The 23,826-nt window shown below is 62.9% G+C and carries 20 protein-coding genes; 12 read left to right on the top strand and 8 right to left on the bottom strand.

Features of this window, described 5'->3' with window-relative positions:
• The first annotated feature begins 2 nt into the window (after window positions 1-2).
• The 3 genes from Q3A80_RS15135 to Q3A80_RS15125 all read left to right on the top strand — a co-directional run bounded on the left by Q3A80_RS15135 (window position 3) and on the right by Q3A80_RS15125 (window position 6,409).
• Window positions 3-3,176: an efflux RND transporter permease subunit gene (locus Q3A80_RS15135; protein ID WP_446329775.1), complete on the top strand. Its 3,174-nt coding sequence runs from the start codon at window positions 3-5 to the stop codon at window positions 3,174-3,176.
• Window positions 3,173-4,654 (top strand): efflux transporter outer membrane subunit, encoded by a 1,482-nt coding sequence (locus tag Q3A80_RS15130; protein WP_446329774.1) that lies wholly within the window; start codon window positions 3,173-3,175, stop codon window positions 4,652-4,654. Before Q3A80_RS15135 ends, Q3A80_RS15130 begins: the two co-directional genes overlap by 4 nt.
• A 237-nt stretch (window positions 4,655-4,891) precedes the next feature.
• Window positions 4,892-6,409: a purine-cytosine permease family protein gene (locus Q3A80_RS15125; protein WP_446329773.1), complete on the top strand. Its 1,518-nt coding sequence runs from the start codon at window positions 4,892-4,894 to the stop codon at window positions 6,407-6,409.
• A 178-nt stretch (window positions 6,410-6,587) separates the two neighbouring features.
• Here the strand turns inward: Q3A80_RS15125 and Q3A80_RS15120 are convergent, their stop codons facing one another.
• Together Q3A80_RS15120 and Q3A80_RS15115 are read right to left on the bottom strand one after the other, a co-directional pair.
• Window positions 6,588-7,343: a glucose 1-dehydrogenase gene (locus Q3A80_RS15120; protein ID WP_446329772.1), complete on the bottom strand. Its 756-nt coding sequence runs from the start codon at window positions 7,341-7,343 to the stop codon at window positions 6,588-6,590.
• Window positions 7,344-7,387: 44 nt separating this feature from the next.
• Complete coding sequence (locus Q3A80_RS15115) at window positions 7,388-7,921, bottom strand: VOC family protein (RefSeq protein WP_446329771.1); 534 nt, start codon at window positions 7,919-7,921, stop codon at window positions 7,388-7,390.
• Window positions 7,922-8,659: 738 nt separating this feature from the next.
• On the opposite strand from Q3A80_RS15115, the gene Q3A80_RS15110 reads away from it, so the two are divergent.
• Window positions 8,660-9,271 carry a cysteine hydrolase family protein gene (locus tag Q3A80_RS15110; protein WP_446329770.1) on the top strand — a complete coding sequence of 204 codons (612 nt, stop codon included), beginning with the start codon at window positions 8,660-8,662 and terminating at the stop codon, window positions 9,269-9,271.
• A gap of 178 nt (window positions 9,272-9,449) precedes the next feature.
• Here Q3A80_RS15110 and Q3A80_RS15105 read toward each other — a convergent pair whose 3' ends face one another.
• A complete protein-coding gene (locus Q3A80_RS15105; RefSeq protein WP_446329769.1) occupies window positions 9,450-9,827 on the bottom strand; it encodes a hypothetical protein in 378 nt (125 codons plus the stop codon).
• A 618-nt stretch (window positions 9,828-10,445) separates the two neighbouring features.
• On the opposite strand from Q3A80_RS15105, the gene Q3A80_RS15100 reads away from it, so the two are divergent.
• Window positions 10,446-11,546 carry a porin gene (locus Q3A80_RS15100; RefSeq protein WP_446329768.1) on the top strand — a complete coding sequence of 367 codons (1,101 nt, stop codon included), beginning with the start codon at window positions 10,446-10,448 and terminating at the stop codon, window positions 11,544-11,546.
• A 202-nt stretch (window positions 11,547-11,748) separates the two neighbouring features.
• Here the strand turns inward: Q3A80_RS15100 and Q3A80_RS15095 are convergent, their stop codons facing one another.
• On the bottom strand, window positions 11,749-12,147 hold the full coding sequence (locus tag Q3A80_RS15095) for a GreA/GreB family elongation factor (RefSeq protein ID WP_446329767.1): 399 nt from the start codon (window positions 12,145-12,147) through the stop codon (window positions 11,749-11,751).
• A gap of 514 nt (window positions 12,148-12,661) precedes the next feature.
• Between Q3A80_RS15095 and Q3A80_RS15090 the strand changes: the two genes are divergently transcribed.
• On the top strand, window positions 12,662-12,991 hold the full coding sequence (locus Q3A80_RS15090; RefSeq protein WP_446329766.1) for a DUF4148 domain-containing protein: 330 nt from the start codon (window positions 12,662-12,664) through the stop codon (window positions 12,989-12,991).
• Between the two features lie 150 nt (window positions 12,992-13,141).
• Here the strand turns inward: Q3A80_RS15090 and Q3A80_RS15085 are convergent, their stop codons facing one another.
• Complete coding sequence (locus Q3A80_RS15085; protein ID WP_446329765.1) at window positions 13,142-13,603, bottom strand: CBS domain-containing protein; 462 nt, start codon at window positions 13,601-13,603, stop codon at window positions 13,142-13,144.
• 177 nt (window positions 13,604-13,780) lie between these two features.
• Here Q3A80_RS15085 and ribA point away from each other — a divergent pair, with 177 nt between their 5' ends.
• The 5 genes from ribA (at window position 13,781) to Q3A80_RS15060 (ending at window position 18,969) form a co-directional block, all read left to right on the top strand.
• On the top strand, window positions 13,781-14,431 hold the full coding sequence (gene ribA / locus Q3A80_RS15080) for a GTP cyclohydrolase II (protein WP_446329764.1): 651 nt from the start codon (window positions 13,781-13,783) through the stop codon (window positions 14,429-14,431).
• Window positions 14,432-14,653: 222 nt separating this feature from the next.
• Entirely contained in the window at window positions 14,654-15,928 is a 1,275-nt protein-coding gene (locus tag Q3A80_RS15075; protein WP_446329763.1) for a tyrosine-type recombinase/integrase, read from the top strand.
• Between the two features lie 470 nt (window positions 15,929-16,398).
• On the top strand, window positions 16,399-16,614 hold the full coding sequence (locus Q3A80_RS15070) for a helix-turn-helix transcriptional regulator (RefSeq protein WP_446329762.1): 216 nt from the start codon (window positions 16,399-16,401) through the stop codon (window positions 16,612-16,614).
• Between the two features lie 619 nt (window positions 16,615-17,233).
• Window positions 17,234-18,448, top strand: coding sequence for an ImmA/IrrE family metallo-endopeptidase (locus Q3A80_RS15065; RefSeq protein WP_446329761.1), 1,215 nt, complete (start codon window positions 17,234-17,236; stop codon window positions 18,446-18,448).
• On the top strand, window positions 18,445-18,969 hold the full coding sequence (locus Q3A80_RS15060; protein ID WP_446329760.1) for a DUF4411 family protein: 525 nt from the start codon (window positions 18,445-18,447) through the stop codon (window positions 18,967-18,969). Before Q3A80_RS15065 ends, Q3A80_RS15060 begins: the two co-directional genes overlap by 4 nt.
• Window positions 18,970-19,144: 175 nt before the next feature.
• On the opposite strand, the gene Q3A80_RS15055 is transcribed toward Q3A80_RS15060, so the two are convergent.
• Complete coding sequence (locus Q3A80_RS15055; RefSeq protein WP_446329759.1) at window positions 19,145-20,035, bottom strand: LysR family transcriptional regulator; 891 nt, start codon at window positions 20,033-20,035, stop codon at window positions 19,145-19,147.
• A 584-nt stretch (window positions 20,036-20,619) separates the two neighbouring features.
• Here Q3A80_RS15055 and Q3A80_RS15050 point away from each other — a divergent pair.
• Window positions 20,620-21,045, top strand: coding sequence for a VOC family protein (locus Q3A80_RS15050; RefSeq protein ID WP_446329758.1), 426 nt, complete (start codon window positions 20,620-20,622; stop codon window positions 21,043-21,045).
• 201 nt (window positions 21,046-21,246) lie between these two features.
• On the opposite strand, the gene Q3A80_RS15045 is transcribed toward Q3A80_RS15050, so the two are convergent.
• On the bottom strand, window positions 21,247-22,569 hold the full coding sequence (locus Q3A80_RS15045) for an MFS transporter (protein WP_446329757.1): 1,323 nt from the start codon (window positions 22,567-22,569) through the stop codon (window positions 21,247-21,249).
• A gap of 118 nt (window positions 22,570-22,687) precedes the next feature.
• Complete coding sequence (locus Q3A80_RS15040) at window positions 22,688-23,806, bottom strand: tyramine oxidase subunit B (RefSeq protein ID WP_446329756.1); 1,119 nt, start codon at window positions 23,804-23,806, stop codon at window positions 22,688-22,690.
• Between the last annotated feature and the right edge of the window lie 20 nt (window positions 23,807-23,826).

Genomic DNA, 23,826 nt, shown 5'->3' with positions numbered 1-23,826 from the left:
CCATGGATTTCTCCCGATTCTTCATCGACCGGCCGATCTTCGCGGTCGTGCTGTCGATCGTCATCTTCGCAATCGGCCTGATCTCGATTCCGATGCTGCCCGCCGGCGAATATCCGGAAGTCGTGCCGCCGAGCGTCGTCGTGCGCGCGACGTATCCGGGCGCGAACCCGAAGGAAATTGCCGAATCGGTCGCCGAACCGCTGGAAGAAGCGATCAACGGCGTCGAAGGCATCATGTACATGAAGTCGGTCGCCGGTTCGGACGGCAGCCTGCAGGTCGTCGTCACGTTCCTGCAGGGCGTCGATCCCGACACGGCCGCCGTGCGCGTGCAGAACCGCGTGAGCCAGGCGCTGTCGCGTCTGCCCGACGAGGTGCGCCAGTACGGCGTGACCACGCAGAAGCAGTCGCCGACGCCGCTGATGTACGTGAGCCTCTATTCGCCGGACAACAGCCGCGATTCGCTGTACCTGCGCAACTACCTGACGCTGAACGTGAAGGACGAGCTGTCGCGTCTGACCGGGATCGGCGACGTCGGCGTGTACGGCTCCGGCGACTATGCGATGCGGCTCTGGCTCGACCCGAACCGGCTCGCGTCGCGCGGGCTGACCGCGAGCGACGTGATCGCCGCGGTGCGCGAGCAGAACGTGCAGGTGTCGGCCGGCCAGCTGGGCGCGGAGCCGACACCGAAGAAGAACGATTTCCTCGTGTCGATCAACGTGCGCGGCCGGCTGCGCACGGTGCAGGAATTCGGCGACATCGTGCTGCGCAACGGCGACGACGGCCAGGTCGTGAAGCTGTCCGACGTCGCGCGTATCGAGCTCGGCGCGGGCGACTACACGCTGCGCTCGTACTTCAACGACAAGCATTCGGCCGTGGTCGGCATCTTCCTGTCGCCGGGTGCGAACGCGCTCGACGTCGCGAAGGCCGTCTACGCGAAGCTCGACGAACTGTCGAAGCGCTTCCCGCCCGGCGTCGCGTATCGCCCGGTGTGGGACCCGACCGTGTTCGTGCGCGAATCGATCCGCGCGGTGCAGCACACGCTGATCGAGGCCGTCGTGCTGGTCGTGCTCGTCGTGATCCTGTTCCTGCAGACCTGGCGCGCGTCGATCATTCCGCTCGTCGCGGTGCCCGTGTCGGTGGTCGGCACGTTCGCGTGGCTCTACCTGCTCGGCTACTCGATCAACACGCTGACGCTGTTCGGGCTCGTGCTCGCGATCGGCATCGTCGTCGACGATGCGATCGTGGTCGTCGAGAACGTCGAGCGCAACATCGCGCAGGGCCTGAACCCGCGCGACGCCGCGCACCAGGCGATGCGCGAGGTGTCGGGGCCGATCGTCGCGATCGCGCTCGTGCTGTGCGCGGTGTTCGTGCCGATGGCGTTCATGTCGGGCGTCACCGGCCAGTTCTACAGGCAGTTCGCGGTGACGATCGCGATCTCGACGGTGATCTCCGCGATCAACTCGCTGACGCTGTCGCCCGCGCTCGCCGCGAAGCTGCTGCGTCCGCACGGTGCGCCGAAGGACGCGCTCACGCGCGTGCTCGACCGCGCATTCGGCTGGCTGTTCCATCCGTTCAACCGCTTCTTCGAGCGCAGCGCCGATCGCTATCACGGCGTCGTCGCACGCACGCTGAAGCGGCGCGGTGCGGTGTTTGCCGTCTATGCGGCGCTGCTCGCGGCAACCGCGCTGCTGTTCAACGCGGTGCCGGGCGGCTTCATTCCCGTGCAGGACAAACTGTACCTGTTCGCCGGCGCGAAGCTGCCTGAGGGCGCGTCGCTCGCGCGCACCAGCGCGGTGACCGAGCAGATGACCAAGATCGCGCTCGGCACCGACGGCGTCGAGATGGTGCCGGCATTCGCGGGGCTCAACGCACTGCAGGGCGTGAACACGCCGAACATCACGAATTCGTACGTGATCCTGAAGCCGTTCGATCAGCGTCACCGCAGCGCTGCGCAGATCAACGCGGACCTGAACGCGCGCTTCGCGGCAATCGGCGGCGGCATCACCTATGCGCTGATGCCGCCGCCGATCCAGGGCCTCGGCAACGGCTCCGGCTACTCGCTGTATCTCGAGGATCGCGGCGGGCTCGGCTACGGCGCGCTCCAGCATGCGCTGGTCGCATTCCAGGCGGCGGTCGCGAAGACGCCCGGGATGAGCTATCCGGTCAGCTCGTACCAGTCGAACATCCCGCAGCTGGAGGTGAAGGTCGACCGGCTGAAGGCGAAGGCGCAGGGCGTCGCTTTGACCGACCTGTTCAATACGCTGCAGGTCTATCTCGGCTCGATGTACGTGAACGACTTCAACGCATTCGGCCGCGTGTACCGCGTGATGGCGCAGGCCGACGCCGGACATCGGCAGACGGCCGACGACATCGCGAACCTGCGCACGCGCAACGCGAAGGGCGAGATGGTGCCGATCGGCTCGATGGTGACGGTCGCGCCCGCGTACGGGCCGGATCCGGTCGTCCGCTACAACGGCTATCCGGCCGCGGACCTGATCGGCGACGCGGATCCGAAGGCGATGTCGTCGTCGCAGGCGATCGCGAAGCTGCAGCAGATCGCGAAGGACGTGCTGCCGCCCGGCATCACGCTCGAATGGACCGACCTCAGCTACCAGCAGGTCACGCAGAGCAACGCGGCGATCGTCGTGTTCCCGCTCGCGGTGATGCTTGTGTTCCTGGTGCTCGCGTCGCTGTACGAGAGCTGGACGCTGCCGCTCGCGGTGATCCTGATCGTGCCGGTGTGCATGTGCGCGGCGCTGTTCGGCGTGTGGCTATCCGGCGGCGACAACAACGTGTTCGTGCAGGTCGGTCTCGTCGTGCTGATGGGGCTTGCGTGCAAGAACGCGATCCTGATCGTCGAGTTCGCGCGCGAGCTCGAAATCCAGGGCAAGGGCGTGATCGAGGCGGCGCTCGAAGCATGCAGGCTGCGGCTGCGCCCGATCGTGATGACGTCGGTCGCGTTCATCGCGGGCTCGGTGCCGCTCCTGATCGGCGGCGGCGCGGGCAGCGAAGTGCGCGCGGCCACCGGCGTCACCGTGTTCGCGGGGATGCTGGGCGTCACGTTGTTCGGGCTGTTCCTCACGCCGGTGTTCTATGTGGCGATCCGCAAGCTCGCGGGCGGCACGCCGGCCATCTGGGGCGAACAGCACGGCACCCTCGAAGGAGAAAACCGATGAGCGCCGCTTTCCGTCTTTCCGCGCTCGCGCTGTCGGTGACGCTCGCCGCGTGCGCGGTCGGCCCCGATTACAAACGGCCCGACATGGCCGCCGCCGCGCGCTTCGCGCGCAATGCGCATCCGGCCACGCAGGACGCTGCGCCGCGCGATGCGACCGCCGCTGCCGATGCCGCGTTCTGGCGCGGCTTCGGCGATCCGGTGCTCACGCAGTTGATCGATGCGGCGCTCGCGGCGAACCAGGACCTGCAGGTGGCAGTGTCGCGCTACGACGCGTCGAACGCGCTGCTGTCGCAAGCGACGTTCGACCGCTACCCGACGCTCACCGCGAGCGGCCGGATCGGCCACCAGCTGGCGAGCAAGGACCAGGCGTTCGGCGCGCCGCGCAGCCAGCGCGACACGCTGGTTTCGAGCGTCGGAATCAACGCCGCGTGGGAACTGGACCTGTTCGGCCGCGTGCGCCGCTCGATCGAGTCGCAGCGTGCGGAAACCGCGGCCAGCGCGGCCGACGTGCGCGCCGTGCGTGTCGCGATCGCGGGCGAGGTCGCGAGTACCTACGTCGATCTGCGCGGGTCGCAGGAGCGGCTGCGAATCGCACGCGAGAACGCCGACAACCAGCAGCAGACGCTCGCGCTGATCAATGCGCGCGTCGGCGCGGGACGCGGCTCGGAGCTCGACGCGGCGCGTGCCCGTGCGCAGTACGAATCGACGACGTCGCGGATCGCCGTGTACGAAGCGGCGATCGGCGTCGACGAGCACCGGCTCGCGGTGCTGACGGGGCAGACGCCGGACGTACTGATCGGTCGCTTCGACATGCCGAACGGCGCGCCCGTGCCGCTGCCGGCGCTTGCAGCGAACGTCGATCCGGGCACGCCGGGCGACCTGCTGCGCCGGCGCCCGGATATCGCGGCGGCCGAAGCGCGGCTGCATGCGGCGACCGCGCGGGTCGGCGTTGCGACGGCCGACCTGTTTCCGCGCTTCACGCTGTCGGGGCTGCTCGGCAGCGCGACGAACAGCTACGGGTTCTTCCGCGCGGGCAGCGACACGAACCTGATCGCGCTCGGCATCGACTGGTCGTTCCTCGACGTCGGCCGCGTGCGGGCGCGGATCGCCGCGAGCGACGCGGAAGCGGCCGGCCAGCTCGCGCAATACCGGCAGACCGTGCTCGGCGCGCTGGAGGAGACCGAGAACGCGCTGCTGCGCGTCGCGCGTACGCGCGACGAGACCGCGCATCTGGTGCGCGCGGCGGACGACAGCGCACGCGCGGCGCAGCTCGCGCAGACGCGCTTCTCGGCCGGTGCGATCGACTACTACGAAGTGCTCGACGCGCAGCGGACGCTGCTGCAGGCGCAGGATGCCGCGGCCGACGGGCGGACGCGCAGCGCGGCGTCGACGGTCACGCTGTACAAGGCGCTCGCGGGCGGCTGGCCGGCGCGCGCGGCGCGGCAAGCGTCCGGTCCGGTCGCGCAATCGGGGCGGTAGCGTGCGAGGCCGCACGGCGGGCGCGGTGTTGCGTCCGCCGCCGTCCGCGCGCCGTGCGGCCGCCGCGCCAAGCGGCCGATTCCCCGCCCGCAAACATTGTTCTCCTTCGTCGTAAACGTCTCGAATGCGTGATATTTGCGCCGCCCGATCCGGTTTAGAGTGGCCGCGAATCAATGACGATGTGTCGTATGGCCGCAGTCGCGGGCCGTACCGGCGCACCAGAGGAGCTGGAGACAAATGGGTGAAGGCAGAATTACGCAAGTCGAATCGTTCGGTTTCGAGCGCATTCCCGACGCATCGCGCTATGCGCGTCCGATCGATCTGTTCCGGCTGCTGTTCGGCGGCTGCAATACGTTTTCCACGTCGGTGCTCGGCAGCTTTCCCGTGCTGGTCGGGCTGTCGTTCAAGGCGGGCGTCGCGGCGATCGTGCTCGGCGTGCTCGCCGGCACCTGCATTCTCGCGCCGATGAGCCTGTTCGGCCCGCGCAACGGCACGAGCGATCCCGTATCGTCCGGCGCGCACTTCGGCATTCACGGCCGGATCGTCGGCTCGTTCCTCGCGCTGCTCACGTCGATCGCGTTCTTCTCGCTCGCGGTGTGGAGTTCCGGCGATGCGCTCGTCGGCGGCGCGCACGACATGGCCGGTGTGCCGGTCAACGGTTTCACGCTGGGCGCCGCGTACATGGTGTTCGCGGTGCTCGTGCTGATCGTCTGCATCTACGGCTTCCGCTTCATGCTGTGGGTCAACAAGATTGCCGTGTGGGCCGCGAGTCTGCTGTTCGTCGCCGGCTTGTTCGCGTTCGCCGGGATGTTCGACATGAACTACGCGGGCACGCTGAACCAGGGCAGTGCGGGCTTCTGGGCCGCGTTCGTCGGTGCGGTGCTGGTCGCGTTGAGCAACCCCGTGTCGTTCGCGTCGACGCTCGGCGACTGGGCCCGCTACATTCCGCAGCAGATGCCGAAGCGCCGCGTGATGGGCGCCGTGTTCGCCGCGCAGGTCGCGACGTTCGTGCCGTTCTTCTTCGGCCTCGCGACCGCGACGATCATCGCGTCGAAGGCGCCCGCGTTCATTGCATCGAACGATTACGTCGGCGGGCTGCTGGCGGTGTCGCCGCGCTGGTTCCTGCTGCCGATGTGCCTGATCGCGATCATCGGCGGGATGTCGACCGGCACGACCGCGCTGTACGGCACAGGCCTCGACGTGTCGAGCATGTTCCCGCGCTTCCTGAACCGCGTGCGCGCGACGCTGCTGATCGGCACGATCGCGATCGCGTTCATCTTCGTCGGCCGTTTCTGGTTCAACCTCGTCGAAAGCGTCGCGACGTTCTCGACGCTGATCGACACGTTCAGCTGCCCGTGGATGGCGATCATGGTGATCGGCTACGTGACGCGCCGCGGCTTCTATCTCGCGGACGACCTGCAGGTGTTCAACCGCGGGCTGCGCGGCGGCCACTACTGGTTCACGCACGGCTGGAACCTGCGCGCGATGGGGGCATGGCTGCCGGCGGCATTCCTGGGGCTCTCGTTCGTGAACCTGCCCGGGCAGTTCGTCGGGCCGCTCGGCAATCTCGCCGGCGGGCTCGATCTCAGCGTGCCGGTGTCGCTGGTGGTCGGCGGCGTGCTGTATGTCGTGCTGCTGACCGCGTATCCGGAAGCGGAAGGCGTGTACGGTCCGCGCGGACGCTTGCTCGTGCGCGGCGGCAAGCAGGCGGCGCGCACGGTCGGCGCGCCGGCGATCCAGCCAAAGGGATACTGAACGCCGCATTGCATTGGCATTCATGATGCCGCCGAGCGGAAGCCGCCGGCGGCATCGTCGTTTCCGGAGGTGCGACGGCTTGCGAGCATGCGCGGCTTGCCGCGATCTCACGGTGCGGCCCGGTGAACAACTGAATGCGCCGGCGCGGCAAGCGCGCGTGTGCCCGCCGCGATACCGATCAGTGAAACGTGCTGCCCGCGAGCATCCCGCCGTCGACGATGAATTCCGAACCGGTGCAGTACGCGGATTCGTCGGATGCGAGGAACAGCACGAGGCTCGCGACTTCGTCGGGTTTGCCGATCCGCGCGATCGGCAATCCGCGATAGATCGACGACGGATCGAAATCCGCGTATTCCGGCGGGCGCGCCATCACGGTATCGATGCCGCCCGGATGGACCGAGTTCACGCGGATACCGTAGCGGCCGAACTCGAGCGCGGCGGCTTTCGTCATCCCGCGCACCGCGAATTTGCTCGACACATATGCGCTGCCGCCGGCCACGCCCTCCATCCCGGCCGTCGACGACACGTTGACGATCGACCCGCCGCCTGCATCCTTCAGCGCGGCGAGCGTCGACTTCATGCCGAGCCAGCAGCCGACCTGGTTCACGTCGATCACGCTGCGATAGTCGTCGAGCGAGCACGATTCGATCGGCATGAGCTTCAGGATCGCCGCGTTGTTCACGAGGATGTCCAGCCGGCCGAAATGCGCGAGCGTCGCCTGGACGGCCGTGTGCCAGTCGTCCTCGCTGGTCACGTCGAGATGCTGGTAGCACGCGGCATCGCCGAGTTCGGCCGCGACACGGCGGCCCGCATCGTCCAGCACGTCGGCGATCACCACGCGCGCGCCTTCGGCGACGAACCGGCGCGCCTCTGCCTCGCCCTGGCCGCGGGCGCCGCCCGTGATCAGCGCCACCTTGCCTTCGAGTCGTTTCATCGTGTGTGCTCCTGTGAGTGAAAGGGGGACGCGTACGGGCGTGCTCACGCGGCGGCCGACGCGTCGATGATGCGAACCGGATCGGTGCCGTTCCACGTGCGCGCTTCGGCGATGCCGTGCGCGATCATCGCGCGCATGCCGGCGCCTTCGATCACTTCGACCAGCACGCCGGGATCGTCGGCGTCGTCGAGATAGGCGACGCGCGTGGCCGGATTGTGTGCGTCGAACACGACCTGCATGCCGCGCGCCGTGAGCCGCGCGACGGCGGCGTCGAGATCGTCGACCACCCATGCGACGTGATGCAGGCCGGCGAGCGCGTGGCCTTGCGCGTCGCGGTACGGCGACGGCGCATCGTTCGTCACGTGGATCAGTTCGATCTGCAATTCGCCGCGATACGCGAGCGCGACATCCATCGTGACCGTCACCGGTTCGCCGCGGTAGCGGCCGTCGAGCCGCACGTGGCGGAATACCGTCCACGGGCCCGCATCGTGACGGGCGCGCCAGCGCGCGATGCTGCGCTCGAGATCGGCGACGACATAGCCGATCTGGTCGATGGGGCCGAGGACGGGGGCGTTCATGGTGTCTCCGTGGCGGGACCGCAGGCGCGGCGCCGTTGCGTGCGGCATGCGGCGCGGGGTGAGTGAACGGCCATGATCGCAACAAAGCCGGCGCGTGGTGCCGTCCAAACGGATTAGCTGCGGGTCTTTCGGTTGGCGCGACGTGTTGCGCCGCCACGCGAAGATTCGACGGAACCAGGCGCGTGTCGCGTTGAAGTCGTGTTGCGCGTAAAAGCGGGCGCACGACGCGGCGCGTGGGAAGAAGGCGATGAGAGTGGACTGAGCCGCACGCTGCTCCGCATGCGGTTTCTTTGCCATCAGTCGGCATGCGGTCGCGAGCGGGCTCGAGTCGAGTCGCGTCGGGCCGGCGCAGGAAGCTCAGGCCGATCGTTGATGGATTGCCGGTCCGGCGAGGGGCGCCAGCGCATTCTCGGCGAACACGTGCACGGAAGCTGATCGGCGGCGTTGGCTCCCGTCCGGCTTCGATCCGGCTTCGCGATGCTCGTGCGCTACGGCCGCAGGCAGAACGGAGGGCCTGCGGCCGCGCTGTCGCACGCGGCTGCGTGCAGGTTGGCCCGATTCTGTCGGACGTTGTCCCGCGGCCGGCTGTCGCACGGTGCCGCACGGCCCGACACTGGCGCCTCGCAGTCACGGCAGGCTCGCCACCGGGCAGCAATTTGCCGTGGGCCGCGTACGGCGGGGCCGGCGTTACCGGACCGCCGTTCCGTTCGATGTATCAACCTGGAGTACAGAGCGACCATGCAACATCCGACCATCCGCACCCTGGCCGGCGCGAGCGCGCCGACGTCGATCGACGCCGCCCGCACCGCGCTGCTGGTGATCGATTTCCAGAACGAATATTTCAGCGGCCGCCTGCCGATTCCGGAAGGGGGGCGTGCGCTCGGCAATGCGCAGCGCGTGATCGCGTTCGCCGATCGTGCGGGCATTCCCGTGTTCCACGTCCAGCATGTCGGCGCGGCCGACGGCCCGCTCTTCGCCGACGGCAGCGACGGCTTCCGCTTTCATCCGGACCTGCAACCGGCGCCGCATCACGCAGTCGTGAAGAAGACGTCGGTGAGCGTGTTTCCGACGACGGACCTCGACGCGCGCCTGAAGGCGGCCGGCATCGACACGCTGATCGTCACCGGGCTGATGACGCATGCGTGCGTCGCCGGAGCGGCGCGCGATGCGGTGCCGCTCGGCTATGCGGTGATCGTCGTCGATGACGCGTGTGCGACGCGCGACCTCGACGTCGCGGACGGCGGCACGGTGCCGCACCGCGATCTCCATCGCGCGACGCTTGCCGCACTGTCCGATACCTTCGGCGACGTGCTGACGACCGAGCAGGTGCTCGCGCTCGGCATCGCCTGAGGTACGCGCGGCCGGTGCTCGAGCCGCGCTCGCGTGTGCGTGCGTGGGGCGTTCAATTGACGCCCATATTGACTCGGTCGCGCACGGCGTTCATGCGTTCAGCCGAATGGGGCGGATGGCTGCTTTATGGATTCGCGCCGGCCATGCGGCCGGCGCGTGCGTCTGCCAGCCTGTCTATCTACCGCCACGCGCCGTCGACATAGACCCACACTTGCCCCTGGCGGCGCCAGTAGCCCGGCACCCACCGATGTCCGGGGCGCCGCGCGAGCCAGCGGCCCGGCACCCATATATAGTGGCCGCGCTGCCAGCGCCAGTAGCCGTCGGTCCAGACATAGCCGTGCGGCCGCGGCGGCGGCGGCCGGCGATCGCGGCGCGGGGCCGGCGGCGCGAAGCGCGGACGATCGGAATAGGGCGGCCGGCCAGGCCCCTGGTTCGATCCGGGCGGTCGGTATCCTGGCGGCGGGACGGGCTGCGCCGAGGCGGCGCGCAGCCAGCCGCCCGTGCCGACGAGGGCGGCGGTCAGTCCGATGGCGCGCAATAACGAGCGTCGATTCATCGCGGATCCTCTTATAGATGAACGTGATCGGGGCTGCCTTACATTAGCCTGCCGGCCGCGTGGCCGGGTTACGCGAGTCGTCAAGCCTTGTTACCGCATGTCACGACGCGCGGGTACTCGGGTGGCGGTTCGGGTTGCGCTCGCCCGCTGCAATGAGCGGCGGGGCCGGCAGAGCCGGGCACACCGGGGCGGCCCCATGTTTACTGCTCGCGCCGCGGGTTTTAGGCGACGAGACCCAGTATTTGAGATGGATTCACGTAAAAATTACCGTTTCTGAGCGGCTTCAACGTTTCTGCTTGTTGTTTCTATGCAACCGTCAAGACGCTGACATGAAAGAATGGTGGCATGAAAGCCTCCAAAAAGCGGCCGTCAAGAAGTCAAAAAAAGGCGTTAAAACAAATACTTATAACTCGTCCCCACTTTCATTATTTCTAGTTTTGGAAAAGCTTATTTCTTTATTTGCAGATCGCTCCCCTAGGGTACACCCCTAAACTCACGGTTCCCAAACGGGCAACTATCCGGGCGCAGCCAGCAGTACCGATGGCGTTTCCGGGCGGTTGCAGACCGTTTATGAACAAGGTCGCGAGACCTGCCTCTTTTTAGAAGGGAGCTCCACGAATGAACAAGACTCTGATCGTTGCAGCAGCTGCAGCATCGTTCGCTACCGTCGCTCACGCGCAAAGCAGCGTCACGCTGTACGGCGTGCTGGACGCAGGCATCACCTACCAAAGCAACGTCCAGAACGCAGCTGGCCAAGGCAAGTCGCTGTGGTCGCTGGGTTCGGGCATTGACCAGAGCCGCTTCGGCCTGCGTGGTTCGGAAGACCTCGGCGGCGGCCTGAAGGCGATCTTCACGTTGGAGAGCGGCTTCAACATCGGTAACGGCAAGTTCGCGAACGGCAACGGCGGCATGTTCAACCGTCAAGCATTCGTCGGCCTGTCGAGCCAGTACGGCACGGTCACGCTGGGTAAGCAATACGACGCAACGCAAGACTACCTGGCGCCGCTGACGGCAACGGGTTCGTGGGGCGGCACGTACTTCGCACACGTTCTGAACAACGACCGTCTGAGCACGAACGGCGACGTCGCGCTGAACAACACGGTCAAGTACACGAGCGCTAACTACGCTGGCCTGCAATTCGGCGGCACGTACTCGTTCTCGAACAACACGAACTTCGGCAACAACCGCGCATACAGCGGCGGCGTGTCGTACCAGTTCCAGGGCCTGAAGCTGGGTGCAGCGTACTCGCAAGCTAACATCGGCGATCCGCTGAACACGGCTGGTGCAGTCAACGCATTCGCAGCACAAGGCCGCAACCGTACGTTCGGTGCAGCAGCTGCATACGCATTCGGCCCGGCACAAGTCGGTGCAGCATGGACGCAATCGCGTCTGGACAACCAGGCTAACGGCGCTGGCTCGCTGCGCGCTGACAACTACGAAGTCAACGCAAAGTACAACCTGACGCCGGCTCTCGGCCTGGGCGCTGCTTACACGTACACGAACGCGAAGGTTGACGGTTCGAGCGCTCACTGGAACCAGTTCGGCCTGCAAGCTGACTACTCGCTGTCGAAGCGCACGGACGTCTACGCACAGGCTGTGTACCAGCGTGCATCGAAGAACGCCGGCGGCGCTTCGATCTACAACGGCGACATCACGACGGCTCCGAGCTCGTCGATCAACCAAACCGCAGCAACGGTTGGTCTGCGTCACCGCTTCTAAGCGTGACAGCTGGGTAACCAGCTTCGCAGCATCGGAAAAGGCGCCTTCGGGCGCCTTTTTTTTCGCATGTGGATTTCGCTGGTGGAAGCCGATGACGAACGCCGCGGCCGGGGTGTGTATCGTCCGGACGCAAAAAAGCGAGGCCTGCGCCTCGCTTTTTTGTCGTCTGCAGCCGATGCCGCGCGGTGAACCGGCAGCGGCGTCAGCGCGTGTATTCGCCGTTGGCTTCCGGCTGAAACACGATCGCCGCGACCTTCATCAGTTTTTCGGCGCCGCTCGGCTGCCGCACCTTCACCGATTGACCGCGTTGCGTACCGAGTAGCGCCATCCCGACCGGCGAGAACACGTTCAGGCGGCCGAGTTCGAGATTGGCGGCATCCGGATAAACAATCGTCCAGGTGGTCTGCTCCTGCGAGCCTTCGTCGAGCAGCGTGATCTGCGAGTTCATCGTGACGACGTTCGCCTTGATGGCGTCGGGCTGCACGATGTCGGCGCGCTCGAGCAGCGTGTCGAGCATCGTCTGGAAGCGCGGGTTGTGCTCGGCGTGCTTCTCGAGGCGAGCGACGTCGAGTTCGGTCAACTGATAAAGGCGTTGTTTCATGGTGGTTCTCCAAATGATCGGCAAGGGGCAGGCGTGGCAGTGCCTATGAGGATCGCCCGGAGCCTGTCTGACCTGGCTCCGGGAGGAGACCGAGCCGTCAGATCAGGCGCCGGGCAGGGGCGAGCGGCGCCTGGGCCGTGCGTCGAACGTAGAGGTGCGCGGGATGGCCGGTGTGCGCGCGCACGCCGGCCGGGCCGGACGGCGAAACCGAAATGAGCGTGGGCGCGAACATGGGAGGCGGAGTACCGACGGGTGAAGAAAGTCTTACGATTCTACAACACAACCTTCCGGATCGGTGATTCGGCCGTCGGCCGTTCGTCAGGTATTGTTGTCAAAATGATTCAAGTGACGGCAATCTCATCGATGAACCGCGCTGGATATTTTCCAAAAATGCAACGCTGTATGTTCAAACCAAGGGTTTCCCCTTGGTATGGCGCGCACTACACTTGATCCATCGCTTCAGACAGTTCTGCCGGGAGCGACGCCAAAACAGAACACATTTCGGAGGTCCATCATGAAGTCGATCATCTACGCAGCGATCGCTGCATCCGTCCTTGCCGCCCCGATCGCATCGTTCGCACAGTCCGAGCAGGGCTTGACCCGCGACCAGGTCCGGGCCGATCTCGTGCAGCTCGAACAGAACGGCTACAAGCCGCTCGCCAGCGACGCGCAATATCCGCAGAACATCCAGGCCGCGGAACAACGAATCCAGCCGAACCAGCCGATGCTCGCCCATGCCGATACGAGCGGCTATGGTGCGGTGGCGACGGCCGCAGGCCAGTCGGGCCGCCGCATGACGCGCGAAGCACCGAATCCCGTGAATTCGGTCTACTTCGGCAACTGAACACTCCGGGTCTGCCCGCGCACAGCATGTGACCGACCGGACGCGCGCCACTAGCGCGCGTCTGCGTCAGCAGAGCAGAACCTCCGTCGCCGCATTCCGGCGGCTTTACCGCCCAGACGCTCGCGCGTTTGGGCCTTTTTTGCTGCGTGGCTAGGCGGACGTGACGGCCGGGGTGCCGTGGATATAGTGCTCCAACTGGCTGATCGTGAATTGCTGGTCGGCAATCACGCTCTTCACGAGGTCGCCGATCGAGATCAGGCCGATCAACTTGCCCCCGTCCAGAACGGGCAGGTGGCGCATCCGGTGCTCGGTCATCAGCGCCATGCACTCATCGGTGGATTGTGACGGTTCGACGTAGCGCACCTTGGTCGTCATGATTTCGTCGACGCGCGTGGCCTTCGACGAACGCTCCTGCAGCACGACCTTGCGCGCGTAGTCGCGCTCGGTGACGATGCCCGCGATTTCATCGCCGTCCATGACCAGCAGTGCGCCGATGCCCTTTTCCGCCATCAGCTTGATGGCATCGTAGACGAAGTCGGTTTTCGTGACGGTGTAGATGGTGCGGCCGGAATCCGGCTTGGCTTTGAGAATTTGCGCGACAGTCGTGCTCATTTGCTTTCTCCGTGTGCAGGACGATGCAGGGAAGGCAGGGCGTGATGCGCGGCACCCGATGGGCCCAGTATAGCCGGGCCGGCGGCGGCAGTCGCGTGACGTTTCCAGATTAGCGGTAAACTCCGGTCACGCACTATCCACACAATTCCTACATTCCTGATCGTTTCGACTGAATTCATGATGTCTTCGCGTCCCCAATCGCCCACGCCGGGCAATGGCCAGGCCGACGAGTGCGTGACGCTCGTCGCCACCGCGTCGCTGCCCACGCGCTACGGTACGTTCACGTCGTACGCTTTCCGCGTATCGGGCAGCGATGCCGAACATCTCGCGCTCGTGATGGGTGACGTCACCGGCGAGCAGTCCGTGCTGACCCGGCTGCATTCCGAGTGCCTGACCGGCGACGTGTTCGGCTCGTACCGCTGCGATTGCGGCGAGCAGCTCGATCTCGCGCTGCGTTACATCGCGGCGGAAGGCCGCGGCGTGCTGCTGTATCTGCGCGGTCACGAAGGGCGCGGAATCGGCCTGAGCAACAAGATCCGCGCATATGCGCTGCAGGAGCAGGGGCGCGATACGGTCGAGGCGAATCTCGACCTCGGCTTGCCCGACGACGCGCGCGAATACGACTCGGCCGCCGCGATCCTGCGCATCCTCGGCGTGACGTCGGTGCGTCTGATGAGCAACAACCCGAAGAAGTTCGATACGCTCGTGAAGCACGGTATTCCCGTGTGCGAACGCGTGGCGCTCGCGGTGCCCGTGCGCGAGGAAAACGAGCGTTATATCCGGACCAAGCAGGCGAAGTTCGGGCATTACTTCGAGGAGAACGAATAGGGGAAATTTCGGACAGGTCCGGGCTGGTCCGAGCCGATCCGAGAGGTTCATTAAGTGGGTGAAATATAACGACAATTATGGGGCTTGCCGCGCCCCTATCGCTGCTTCGACGCTTGTCTACGCTTAGCTAAACTTGCCGCCCTGGCGTAGGTTTCCGTGGCGTTGCGCACGAAACCTACGCCGCGTATGCTTTTCTTGGGAAAAACCTACGCCGAGGGAAGAATGCGCTTCGATGCTCGTATCGTCGCCAAGCTGCCGAGCGGCGAGCACATGATCTTTGAGGGATTTCCGGGGCTTCGCCTTCAGGCTTCGGCGAGTCGTAAATCGTGGACGTATCGCTACAAGTCGCAGGTCGACGGCCGCATGAGGCAGGTGAAGCTCGGCGAGTGGCCCGCGATGGCATTTGCTACAGCGATCTCCGCGTGGGAAAAGAGTCGCGCCGAGCGCGATTCTGGCGCCGAGCTTTCCGTTCCACGTCGAAAGCGGGAAGAGGCGGCCGCTCGTCCATCACCAACCAGCTACACTGTCAGGGAGCTGTGCCGCGACTATCTGGAAGGCCACGTAGAACCAAATCGGAAGACGAAGGGAGCAGTCGAAGTCGCCCGTATATTCAAGGCGATGCTGGGGCCTATTGCGGACACCAGCGCGGTGACCATCACGCGCGCCCAGGCGTTCGATTTCCTGGATTCATATCGCTCGACGCCGGTGCTCGCGGCGCGCCTTCGCATGGAGCTCGGAGGTGCCTGGAACTATGCGCTGGATGCCGGGCGCCTTCCCGACACCACTGCGAATTGGTGGAAGGATGTTTTAAGGGGGCGATTGAAGAGCAAAGGCCGCAAGATCGAGGGAAAATACACCGGGACGCAGAAACGAGTGCTGTCGGTGGATGAACTCGGCACATTGATCCGCTGGCTGCCGAATTTCAGTTTGACTGTCGCTGATGCGCTGACGCTCTATCTTTGGACTGGCACGAGAGGGGGCGAGATCGTCGCCATGGAGTGCGCCGAGGTGACGGAGGAATCCGACGGCCTCTGGTGGACTATCCCGAAACACAAGACCAAGGGGTTGCAAAACGAGAGAGCAACGGATCTGCGGGTGCCGCTCATCGGTCGTGCAGAGGTTGTTGTGCGACGGCGCCTCGATCAGGCTAAGGGAACCTTTTTGTTCCCGTCTTCGCGCGGAACGTCGATGGACCAGACAGTGGTCCAGCACGGCGTCTACTACCATCAACCATATTGCAAGATCGCGCCGAAACATGACCGGCCGCGTTTGCCAGTCACGCACTGGTCAGCCCACGATCTTCGACGAACAGCCCGGACATTGCTTGCAATGATGGGATGTCCCAATGATATTGCCGAAGCAGTCCTCGGCCATGTGCAACCCGGAATCATCGGCGTCTACAACCGACACACCTATGATAGGGAGCGGCGAGAGTGGCTGACGCAATTATCTCGTCGATTGGAGTTGACTGCTGAGACGTATCCCGCGAAAAAGTAGGCGGGCGATGCCGATTGTAGTGGCTGGTCTTCCAGGGTGGCAGGACGTCGACGCAGAGAATAACCTCGGCAGTCGGCTAGGAACTGTATCCAGAGATATAGCGACAAGTATGGCGCGATATGGTACTGGCCTCCTGACATACTGAGTCTATTGGAATTCCGTCGTTCTTGAATCGAGAGGAATCGACCCAACGGAGCAGGACTGCAAGAAGGTTTGGCTCAGCCTCTTTTGGTGGAGGACTGCAACGGAACCTCGGGGAAATCAATCGTCCAATGGACGCACCACCAAATAGAATTTGGTTCCTATCAGCGCGTTTGCTGCACGTGGTATTACCCATTAAATTTGGATATGCGCGGTCAAGCGTAAGCATGAAAGGCTTGCCGTACATCATCGATTCCCCTGTTGTTCACGTTGACAACGCCGCCGCGCAGACAAGGAATCAAGGGTATTGAGCTGAAGGCTACGTCGCGATGAAGATCTGTTTTTCGCTGAAAGAAGTGGCAGAGGCGCTCTCGCTATCACCGGCGACGGTACAAAAGCTCGTGCGTGACAAGAGCTTCCCTGAACCGCGACTGCTTTCGGGCAGAAGGGTGGGATGGCTCGTACATGAGGTTCAGACGTGGGCGGAGACTTGCCCGGTTGCTGACTTGCTGCCACCGGAAAATACGGGGAGGAGAAGGCGGTAAGGTCGTCGAGATGCCCAGACTAATCAAAAACTTGGAATGGCGATACATCGACGGCAGCATGTACGTACCTTCGACATCGAAGCGTTCAATCGTGAGAACTGAAGGGGAACATAGTAAGGGCTATGTTACCCTTCATTTCCGGACATCCCAACGAGCGCGCGGATCGGTTGCTGGCCGTGCGGCCCGGGGCATCCCCGGGCAGGCGCGGTGGGGCGGGAGGGACGGTGCGAACCGATACCGTGTTCCGTGCGGCGCGGCCGAGCAGATCCATGAAGCTATCAAGCATTGTTAATCGATAGCCAAACTGCATGCCCGGCGCGAGGGTGCCACCCAAGCCAGCCCAGCCACCGGGATGACGTACGGGATCCGGTCAATCGACGACATCGCATGCTGGCCACGCAGACGGCGAACGCCTTCGCATTCCGCGGCAAACTGGGCCATGGCTCGGGACCCCAGTCCCGACGCCCCCAGTGGCATAGCAGTGAGGCTCGTCCCAATGAGTCAATTCTGGCAATACGACTTCTCAGGATTGAACGGGGCGGGCCACGTTGCTTTTCGCCTCCAGGAAAGTGGGTCCCCCTTGTTTTTCGGGACCGTTTTCAGGGGCGGTACGTCTATAATGAACCGGTCCTACTACATCTCGAATTCAGCCAAAATGCCGCAGGTCAACCCCCGCATCCTCATATGGGCCAGAGAAGCTGCTGGCCTCGGCATCGATGAGGCCGCCACGACGTTGCAGCTCGGGGGCGCCAGGCAAAGCGGCGCGGAAACGCTCGAGGCGTATGAACAGGGAGTGAAGGCCCCAAGCCGACCCTTGCTCTTGAAGATGGCAAAGGCCTATCGGCGGCCACTTCTGACGTTCTATCTTCAACACCCCCCTGTGAAAGCCGAACGGGGAGAAGACTTCCGAACGCTTCCTGGCGGCCGCGAACTAGAGAGTGCTCCCAAGTTGGATGCCCTCGTTCGCGATGTGTTCGTCCGCCAGCGTCTAGTCAGGTCGATTCTCGAGGACTCGGACGAGGCGCAGCCGTTGAAGTTCGTCGGCAGTATCACGTTGGCTCAACCAGTGGAGCACGCTGCCAAGGTAATCAGTGAACGGCTCTCGTTCGATCTGGATGAATTTCGGCGCAAAAAAAGCGTTGAGGAATCGTTCAACTACCTACGCGGACTAACAGAGAAGCTTGGTGTGTTTGTTCTCCTTATTGGCAACCTTGGCACACATCACACCCCACTAAGCACAGATATTTTCCGTGGTTTCGCGCTAGCAGAAAGAGTCGCGCCGTTCATCGTCGTTAACGATCAGGATGCGAAAGTTGCGTGGTCGTTCACGCTGCTCCACGAGTTGGCGCATATCTGGCTTGGACGCACTGGTGTGAGCGGCGCTGACTTCGAGCAGAAGATCGAACAGTTCTGTAATGACATCGCAAGCGAAATGCTACTGCCAGAGGCCGAGATGAACGAGCTTCGGCAGTTCGGCGGTGAGCGGCACGAATTGATAGCGGCGATCAGCGATTTCGCGAGCCGTCGTAAGGTCAGCCGGGCTCTGGTTGCTTATCGACTGCTCAAGCGCCGCCAGATCGATCGCAAACAGTGGGCCGATCTTACTGGCGAGTTCCGCCGAAGCTGGGAGGAAGAACGAGCCAAAAAGAAGGAGCAAGCAGCGGACGCCGCAGGAGGCCCGAATTACTACGTGGTAAAGCGACACAGGGTTGGCAACGCTCTTGTTGAAGTAACACGCAGAGCGATCGCCGAAGGCTTTGTGACACCGACGAAAGCCGGCCGCATCCTGGGCGTTCGGCCCACCAATGTTCAGGCGTTGGTAGGGGTGGCATGAAGCTTTATCTCCTCGACGCTAACGTACTGATCACTGCCAACCGTGACTACTACTCGATGGAGATGGTTCCGGTATTCTGGGATTGGCTGCTGCACATGGCAGAACTCGGGCACGTGAAGATGCCGATTGAGACGTTGGACGAAGTGCGCGACGGTGGTGGCAAGGCAAAAAAAGACGCCCTGGTTACATGGCTCAATCGCGCCGATGTATACGAGACGCTTGTTTTGCAAGAAGAGGCCGACCCGCAAATCGTGGCTTCTGTCTTAGCGAAGGGCTACGCTCCCGACCTCGACGAAACGGAGCTCGAAGAAGTCGGGAGGGACCCATTCCTGATCGCGTACGCGGTAACCGACCCGGGTCACCGTGTCGTCGTGTCGATCGAGGTATCTGCGCCAGCCAAAAAACGGGCAAATCGCCGCGTGCCGGACGTGTGCCGGGACAATGGTGTTTCTGTCTGCAACACATTCACAATGTTGAGAGAGCTTGGCTTCACGACCACGTGGATCAAGCCGGCGGCATAGCCACATGTGGCCTTTTTCGGGCTTAGGGCAAAATAGTTGCGTCATTCCAGAATTCTCGTGTTGCGGCGGTAACGTCCTGATTTCTAGACCGGTTTCCGAGGCAGTGCACGGCGCCGGCGCACCAGAAGAGCTGAACACCGCCCCCATCCTCCTCGCAGCCTTGCCCGGAAAACGTTCAGCTTCTCGTTTGGGTCCGCGCGCCTTCAGCCAATGCGCCGATCGATCGTGCCAGCAGTCTAGCCGGCTCCGTCATATGAAGATAGGCCCGATGAACTAGCCCAACATCACGGTGAAATGTATGTTCGGCAAGATCGATCGCGCGAATCGCGACAGGCCAGCGGCGGTAAGTTGCGGTTTGCGGAATCAGCGCGATGCCAACCCCGTTTGATACCAGCTTGACGATCGCTTCGAGTTTATCGACTTCAAAGATTTCACGAAGACTGAAATGCATCCCGCGCAAAAACCGGTCGACCAGGCGGCCACCGAACGACGAGCGGTCATAGCGAATGAAGGGGTGCGACGACAAGAGTTCCGCCCAGTCGTCACCCGGGACGTTGCGAGGGACGATGAGGCGGAACGGTTCGCGAGCCAACGTCGTCCATCGCAGGTCGCTTTGCAATGAAAATGGCGGTCTGATCACGGCCGCCATGTCGATCTCACCAGCATCGACAAGGTTGACCAGCTCCATTGATAGTCCTGGAATGACACGTGTGCGGGCTCCCGGATATTCGCGGTGAAATTTCGCCAGCGCGTCCGGTAAAAGCGATCGTTGCAATGACGCAATGGCACCGACACTGACTAAAGCAGTCGCTGGCATTCCTACCGGGGTGGATCCCAGCTTGTCGTAAAGCTTGATTACCTCTCGGGCCTGAAGGAGGATCTGCTGGCCCATCTTGTTGAGATGAGCCGTGCGGCCTTTCCTGTCGAATAGATCGACACCCAACTCTGCCTCGAGACGCTGCATTTGGGCACTAACGGCCGCTTGGGTAAGGCCGACCTTGTCGCCAGCTGCCGAGAACGTACCTTCGCGGGCGACTGCGACCAATGTTTTCAGTTCGCGAATCATATACAAATAATATTTGTCGATTTGATAAATATATATTGATTTTATTTTTCTGTCGTCGCTTTTACGATTGCAATCGTAACGAGACAGGATCTCGGAATCGAGGCCGCTTGGTTGTTCGATGTGCTGCCGGACTGGCCAGGTCAGTTCGGTTTACGTGATCGAACGTCGTCGGCAGAATGCGTGCTCGATCGCTTCTCGAGATCAGGGGGCAGTGTCGCAATTCCGTCCTCGAACGGCACTGAGGAAGCGCGCTGAACCTGGGCTCTCCCTTGCCACGGGAATTTTGGTTGTCTGGACATTCGTGAGAGCGCTACTTGTCCAACGCAGATGCGTCTGCAATGAACTTGCCGAGGTTGCTCCGTTTTCGATCAAATCACCCCACCCGCGGTTGGGTGTCGAAAGAACGGCGAGGCATGTAGCGTTCGACTCCCCTCGTTTGGAGTGCTTCCGCGGCTCCTTCTTTGTTTGCGAGCGTCGACGAGAAATTGGTGTGCAGCTACAGATCACGTTGCCACGTTGCATCACGAGATTTAGTGTGCCTACGATCGGTATAAAACGCGAAATTGGATAAATCGGAGTATTGAATGAATCTTTCACCGTTTCATCTGGCAATTCCCGTTTATGACCTTCCTGCCGCACGACATTTCTATGGCGAGGTATTCGGTCTGGAAGAAGGGCGTTCTAGCACGCAATGGGTAGACTTCAACTTCTATGGACATCAACTTGTGATCCATGAACACCCGAAAACAGCACCGCAGGAGAGTGCGCACTCCAATCTCGTCGACGGTCACGATGTCCCGGTTCCTCACTTCGGGATCGTTCTGGAGTGGGCGAAATGGGAAGCGCTGGCCGAACGCCTCAAGTCGTTCGGGACGAAGTTCGTGATTGAGCCGTACATTCGCTTCCAAGGGCAGGTTGGTGAGCAAGCAACGATGTTCTTCTTCGATCCGTGCGGTAACGCACTGGAGTTCAAGGCGTTCAAGGACATGGGGCAGCTTTTCGCCAAGTAACGGATAGTCTTGTACCGATCGAATTGCTGCGCCAGGCCTCGCGCGGCTAACCCCGCAGTGCTGGGCGCATCGTGCGCACTGTCATGCAACTGGCCGTGCCCAAGGGCTTGAACCATCTTCCCGACGAACTGCAGCAGCAGGCTTTTCGCCCGACTTCGTCCCGATGCGGAGGATGATCTCATGTGATGGCGCTCCGGTTGCTCACTGAAGCTCAGTCCGGCGCGTTCGTTCGGGATACGAAAGCGCCATCGCGCAGCCGATCAGCAAGCAGACGCCGAACCCGCATAGCCCGACGCTCGGGGAATGGAACACGTCTTTCAGCCAGCCGAGGATATATGTGCCTATGAATCCGCCGAGGTTCGCGAGCGAGGTGATCATGGCGATGCCTGCGGCGGCTGCGGTGCCCCTGAGGAAGGTCGGCGGCAAGGTCCAGAGGACAGGTATCGTCGCGGCCGCACCCGCATTGATCAGTGTGAACAGAAGCACCGTGATGCCAGTCGAGTGAGGTGCAACGGCTGCCAGGAAAAGTCCGGAGGCCGCAACGACGCACGGAATGGCCATGTGCCACCGGCGTTCGCGTGCGCGATCGGAACTGCGGCCGCAAAGCAGCATGCTGACCACGGCTGCCGCGTTCGGAATGGCCATCCACAGTCCGATCCGAAGCGGATCGTGCACGCCGGTGTCGTGCAGTATCGAGGGCAACCAGAAGCCCGTGGCGTACACGCCGATCATCACGCATACATCGATGAGCCCGAGCGTCCACAGCCGCCTGTCCGTGAACACCTGGAGCACCGACGAGAGTTTCTCCGTGGCGGCATCGCGATCGAGATTGGCGACGAGAATCTCCTTCTCGTTCGCGTCGAGCCAGGAAGTCCGTGCAATATCGTTTGGGAGCCACCATAGAACGAAACAGCCCAGCGCTATCGAAGGCAGCGCTTCCAGAAGGAAGAGCCATTGCCAGCCCTCGAGGCTGCTCAAGCCGTTCATGCTGTTCATGATCCACCCGGAGACCGGGGTGCCGATCATGCTCGATAGTGGCATCGCGATCATGAACATTGCCATGATGCGGGCTCTCCGGTTGTAGGGAAACCACTGCGACAGATACAGCAGGATGCCGGGAACGAATCCGGCCTCCGCGACGCCCAGCAGGAAGCGGACGATGTAGAACTGCAGCGGCGTTTTCACCAGCATCGTCGCGCCGGACAGCACGCCCCACGTGATCATGACGCGCGCGATCCAGATCTTTGCGCCGACCTTCTCGAGGACCAGGTTGCTCGGTATTTCAAATGCGATGTAGCCTGCGAAGAAGAGTCCCGCGCCAAGGCCGTAGATGCTGTCGCTGAAGCCGAGGGCATCGAGCATCTGCAGCTTGGCCAGACCGATGTTGATCCGGTCGAGATAGGCAGCAAAAAAGCAGAGCAGGAACAGCGTACTCAATCGGGCGCTGACCTTTCGATACAGGGTGTCGTGCTGGATGCGGTCGATCTCGACCACACAGGTTTGGCCGGCATGCTCGGTTGACATGAGGTCGCTCATTCGAAAGGGGACGCGAATTGCGGTGGGCGGCGCCGCCCGCAGGGATGTCGTGCATCGGCAAGCCCGGCGGCCGCCGGCAGAGCCGGAAACCGCCGGGTAAATCGGGTCACAGGCTGGGTTTTTCCCACAGATTCAGGGATTGACCGATCCCGTATTGAATGGCGTTTTTGTACGTTTCGAAGCCCCAGCTGATGTCGAAAACGGACATGCCGCAGGCAATGAAAATCACGCGCTCTTTCGCGTTTTCGCGGCCCGGCTTCACACCGTTGACGACATCGCCCAAGCCGGTCGAATCGGCCAGCGCGGGCAACTTCCCGGCATCGATCAGACGGTAGAACGGGCCACCGATTACACCGTTGTAGTACGCGTCCTTGTTGCCCGACGCGATGGCGTCCTCGACATACGCTTCTTGGAGCGGGGTGTGGTCGAAGACGATCTTGCAACTGGTCAGGAAGGATTCGTCGGTGTTGAACGGACCCGATACCAGAATCGTCGCCCCTTCCTTGATCCATTCGTCCTTGAAGTAAAGGGGCTTCAGACGCGACGCCGCGACGGTGATGACGTCGGCATCGCGGAAGCCCTTCTCGGATTCGTCGACGCCGACCGCGCGGATACCATATTTCTCCTCGACCCAGCGGGCAAACTCGTTCGCCTTGTCCAGGAACACGTCAAAGCAGATCACCTCCTCAATGGACCCGAGCTGGGTCATGATTGCGGTGAAGCACGCCTTGTTGATCGGTCCGCAGCCGATGACGGACGCAATTTTCGCATCCTTGTTGACCAGGTGCTTTGCGCCGACGCCGGGCACGGCACCGGTTCGTGCGGCGCTCAAGAGGTTGGCCGACATGAGTGCCAGCGGTGCGCCAGTGTCTTTGTCGTTCAGCATCATGGTGAGAATCGAGCGTGGCAATCCCTTTTCGGCATTGGCATGATTCGATCCGTACCATTTGTTCCCGCAGACGTCGAAACGTCCGCCCAGGTAACCGGGCATCGCGGCAAAGCGGCGGTCGGGGCCCGCGACAGGCATGTTGGGAAACTTCGTCTCCTTCGGGAACACGATGTTCATGCCGTGATTGTTGTGGTTCGCGCCGCCCATCAGATAGTCGCCCTTGCCGAGCAGGCTGAAGGTCTCTTCGCAGACGGAGACGCAACGAGCGGCGTCCAGCACGCCGGCCGCAATCATGTCCGGCTCAGAAAGGTAGAGAAAGTCGATCTTCGGGTACATTTGGCTAACCTCTTTCAAGT

The organism is Burkholderia sp. SR8 (assembly GCF_052851275.1).
The sequence above is the reverse complement of the archived record's forward strand: the minus strand, read 5'-3'. Positions and strand labels throughout refer to the sequence as shown.

Bases quoted from the DNA above. Each gene is read 5' to 3' on its own strand.
- Q3A80_RS15110 (WP_446329770.1), top strand. From the start codon at position 8,660: ATGCAACATCCGACCATCCGCACCCTGGCCGGCGCGAGCGCGCCGACG.
- Q3A80_RS15065 (WP_446329761.1), top strand. From the start codon at position 17,234: ATGAACCGGTCCTACTACATCTCGAATTCAGCCAAAATGCCGCAGGTC.
- Q3A80_RS15075 (WP_446329763.1), top strand. From the start codon at position 14,654: ATGCGCTTCGATGCTCGTATCGTCGCCAAGCTGCCGAGCGGCGAGCAC.
- ribA (WP_446329764.1), top strand. From the start codon at position 13,781: ATGATGTCTTCGCGTCCCCAATCGCCCACGCCGGGCAATGGCCAGGCC.
- Q3A80_RS15100 (WP_446329768.1), top strand. From the start codon at position 10,446: ATGAACAAGACTCTGATCGTTGCAGCAGCTGCAGCATCGTTCGCTACC.
- Q3A80_RS15085 (WP_446329765.1), bottom strand. From the start codon at position 13,603: ATGAGCACGACTGTCGCGCAAATTCTCAAAGCCAAGCCGGATTCCGGC.
- Q3A80_RS15125 (WP_446329773.1), top strand. From the start codon at position 4,892: ATGGGTGAAGGCAGAATTACGCAAGTCGAATCGTTCGGTTTCGAGCGC.
- Q3A80_RS15045 (WP_446329757.1), bottom strand. From the start codon at position 22,569: ATGTCAACCGAGCATGCCGGCCAAACCTGTGTGGTCGAGATCGACCGC.
- Q3A80_RS15120 (WP_446329772.1), bottom strand. From the start codon at position 7,343: ATGAAACGACTCGAAGGCAAGGTGGCGCTGATCACGGGCGGCGCCCGC.
- Q3A80_RS15105 (WP_446329769.1), bottom strand. From the start codon at position 9,827: ATGAATCGACGCTCGTTATTGCGCGCCATCGGACTGACCGCCGCCCTC.
- Q3A80_RS15040 (WP_446329756.1), bottom strand. From the start codon at position 23,806: ATGTACCCGAAGATCGACTTTCTCTACCTTTCTGAGCCGGACATGATT.
- Q3A80_RS15135 (WP_446329775.1), top strand. From the start codon at position 3: ATGGATTTCTCCCGATTCTTCATCGACCGGCCGATCTTCGCGGTCGTG.
- Q3A80_RS15060 (WP_446329760.1), top strand. From the start codon at position 18,445: ATGAAGCTTTATCTCCTCGACGCTAACGTACTGATCACTGCCAACCGT.
- Q3A80_RS15130 (WP_446329774.1), top strand. From the start codon at position 3,173: ATGAGCGCCGCTTTCCGTCTTTCCGCGCTCGCGCTGTCGGTGACGCTC.
- Q3A80_RS15095 (WP_446329767.1), bottom strand. From the start codon at position 12,147: ATGAAACAACGCCTTTATCAGTTGACCGAACTCGACGTCGCTCGCCTC.
- Q3A80_RS15115 (WP_446329771.1), bottom strand. From the start codon at position 7,921: ATGAACGCCCCCGTCCTCGGCCCCATCGACCAGATCGGCTATGTCGTC.
- Q3A80_RS15090 (WP_446329766.1), top strand. From the start codon at position 12,662: ATGAAGTCGATCATCTACGCAGCGATCGCTGCATCCGTCCTTGCCGCC.
- Q3A80_RS15070 (WP_446329762.1), top strand. From the start codon at position 16,399: ATGAAGATCTGTTTTTCGCTGAAAGAAGTGGCAGAGGCGCTCTCGCTA.
- Q3A80_RS15050 (WP_446329758.1), top strand. From the start codon at position 20,620: ATGAATCTTTCACCGTTTCATCTGGCAATTCCCGTTTATGACCTTCCT.
- Q3A80_RS15055 (WP_446329759.1), bottom strand. From the start codon at position 20,035: ATGATTCGCGAACTGAAAACATTGGTCGCAGTCGCCCGCGAAGGTACG.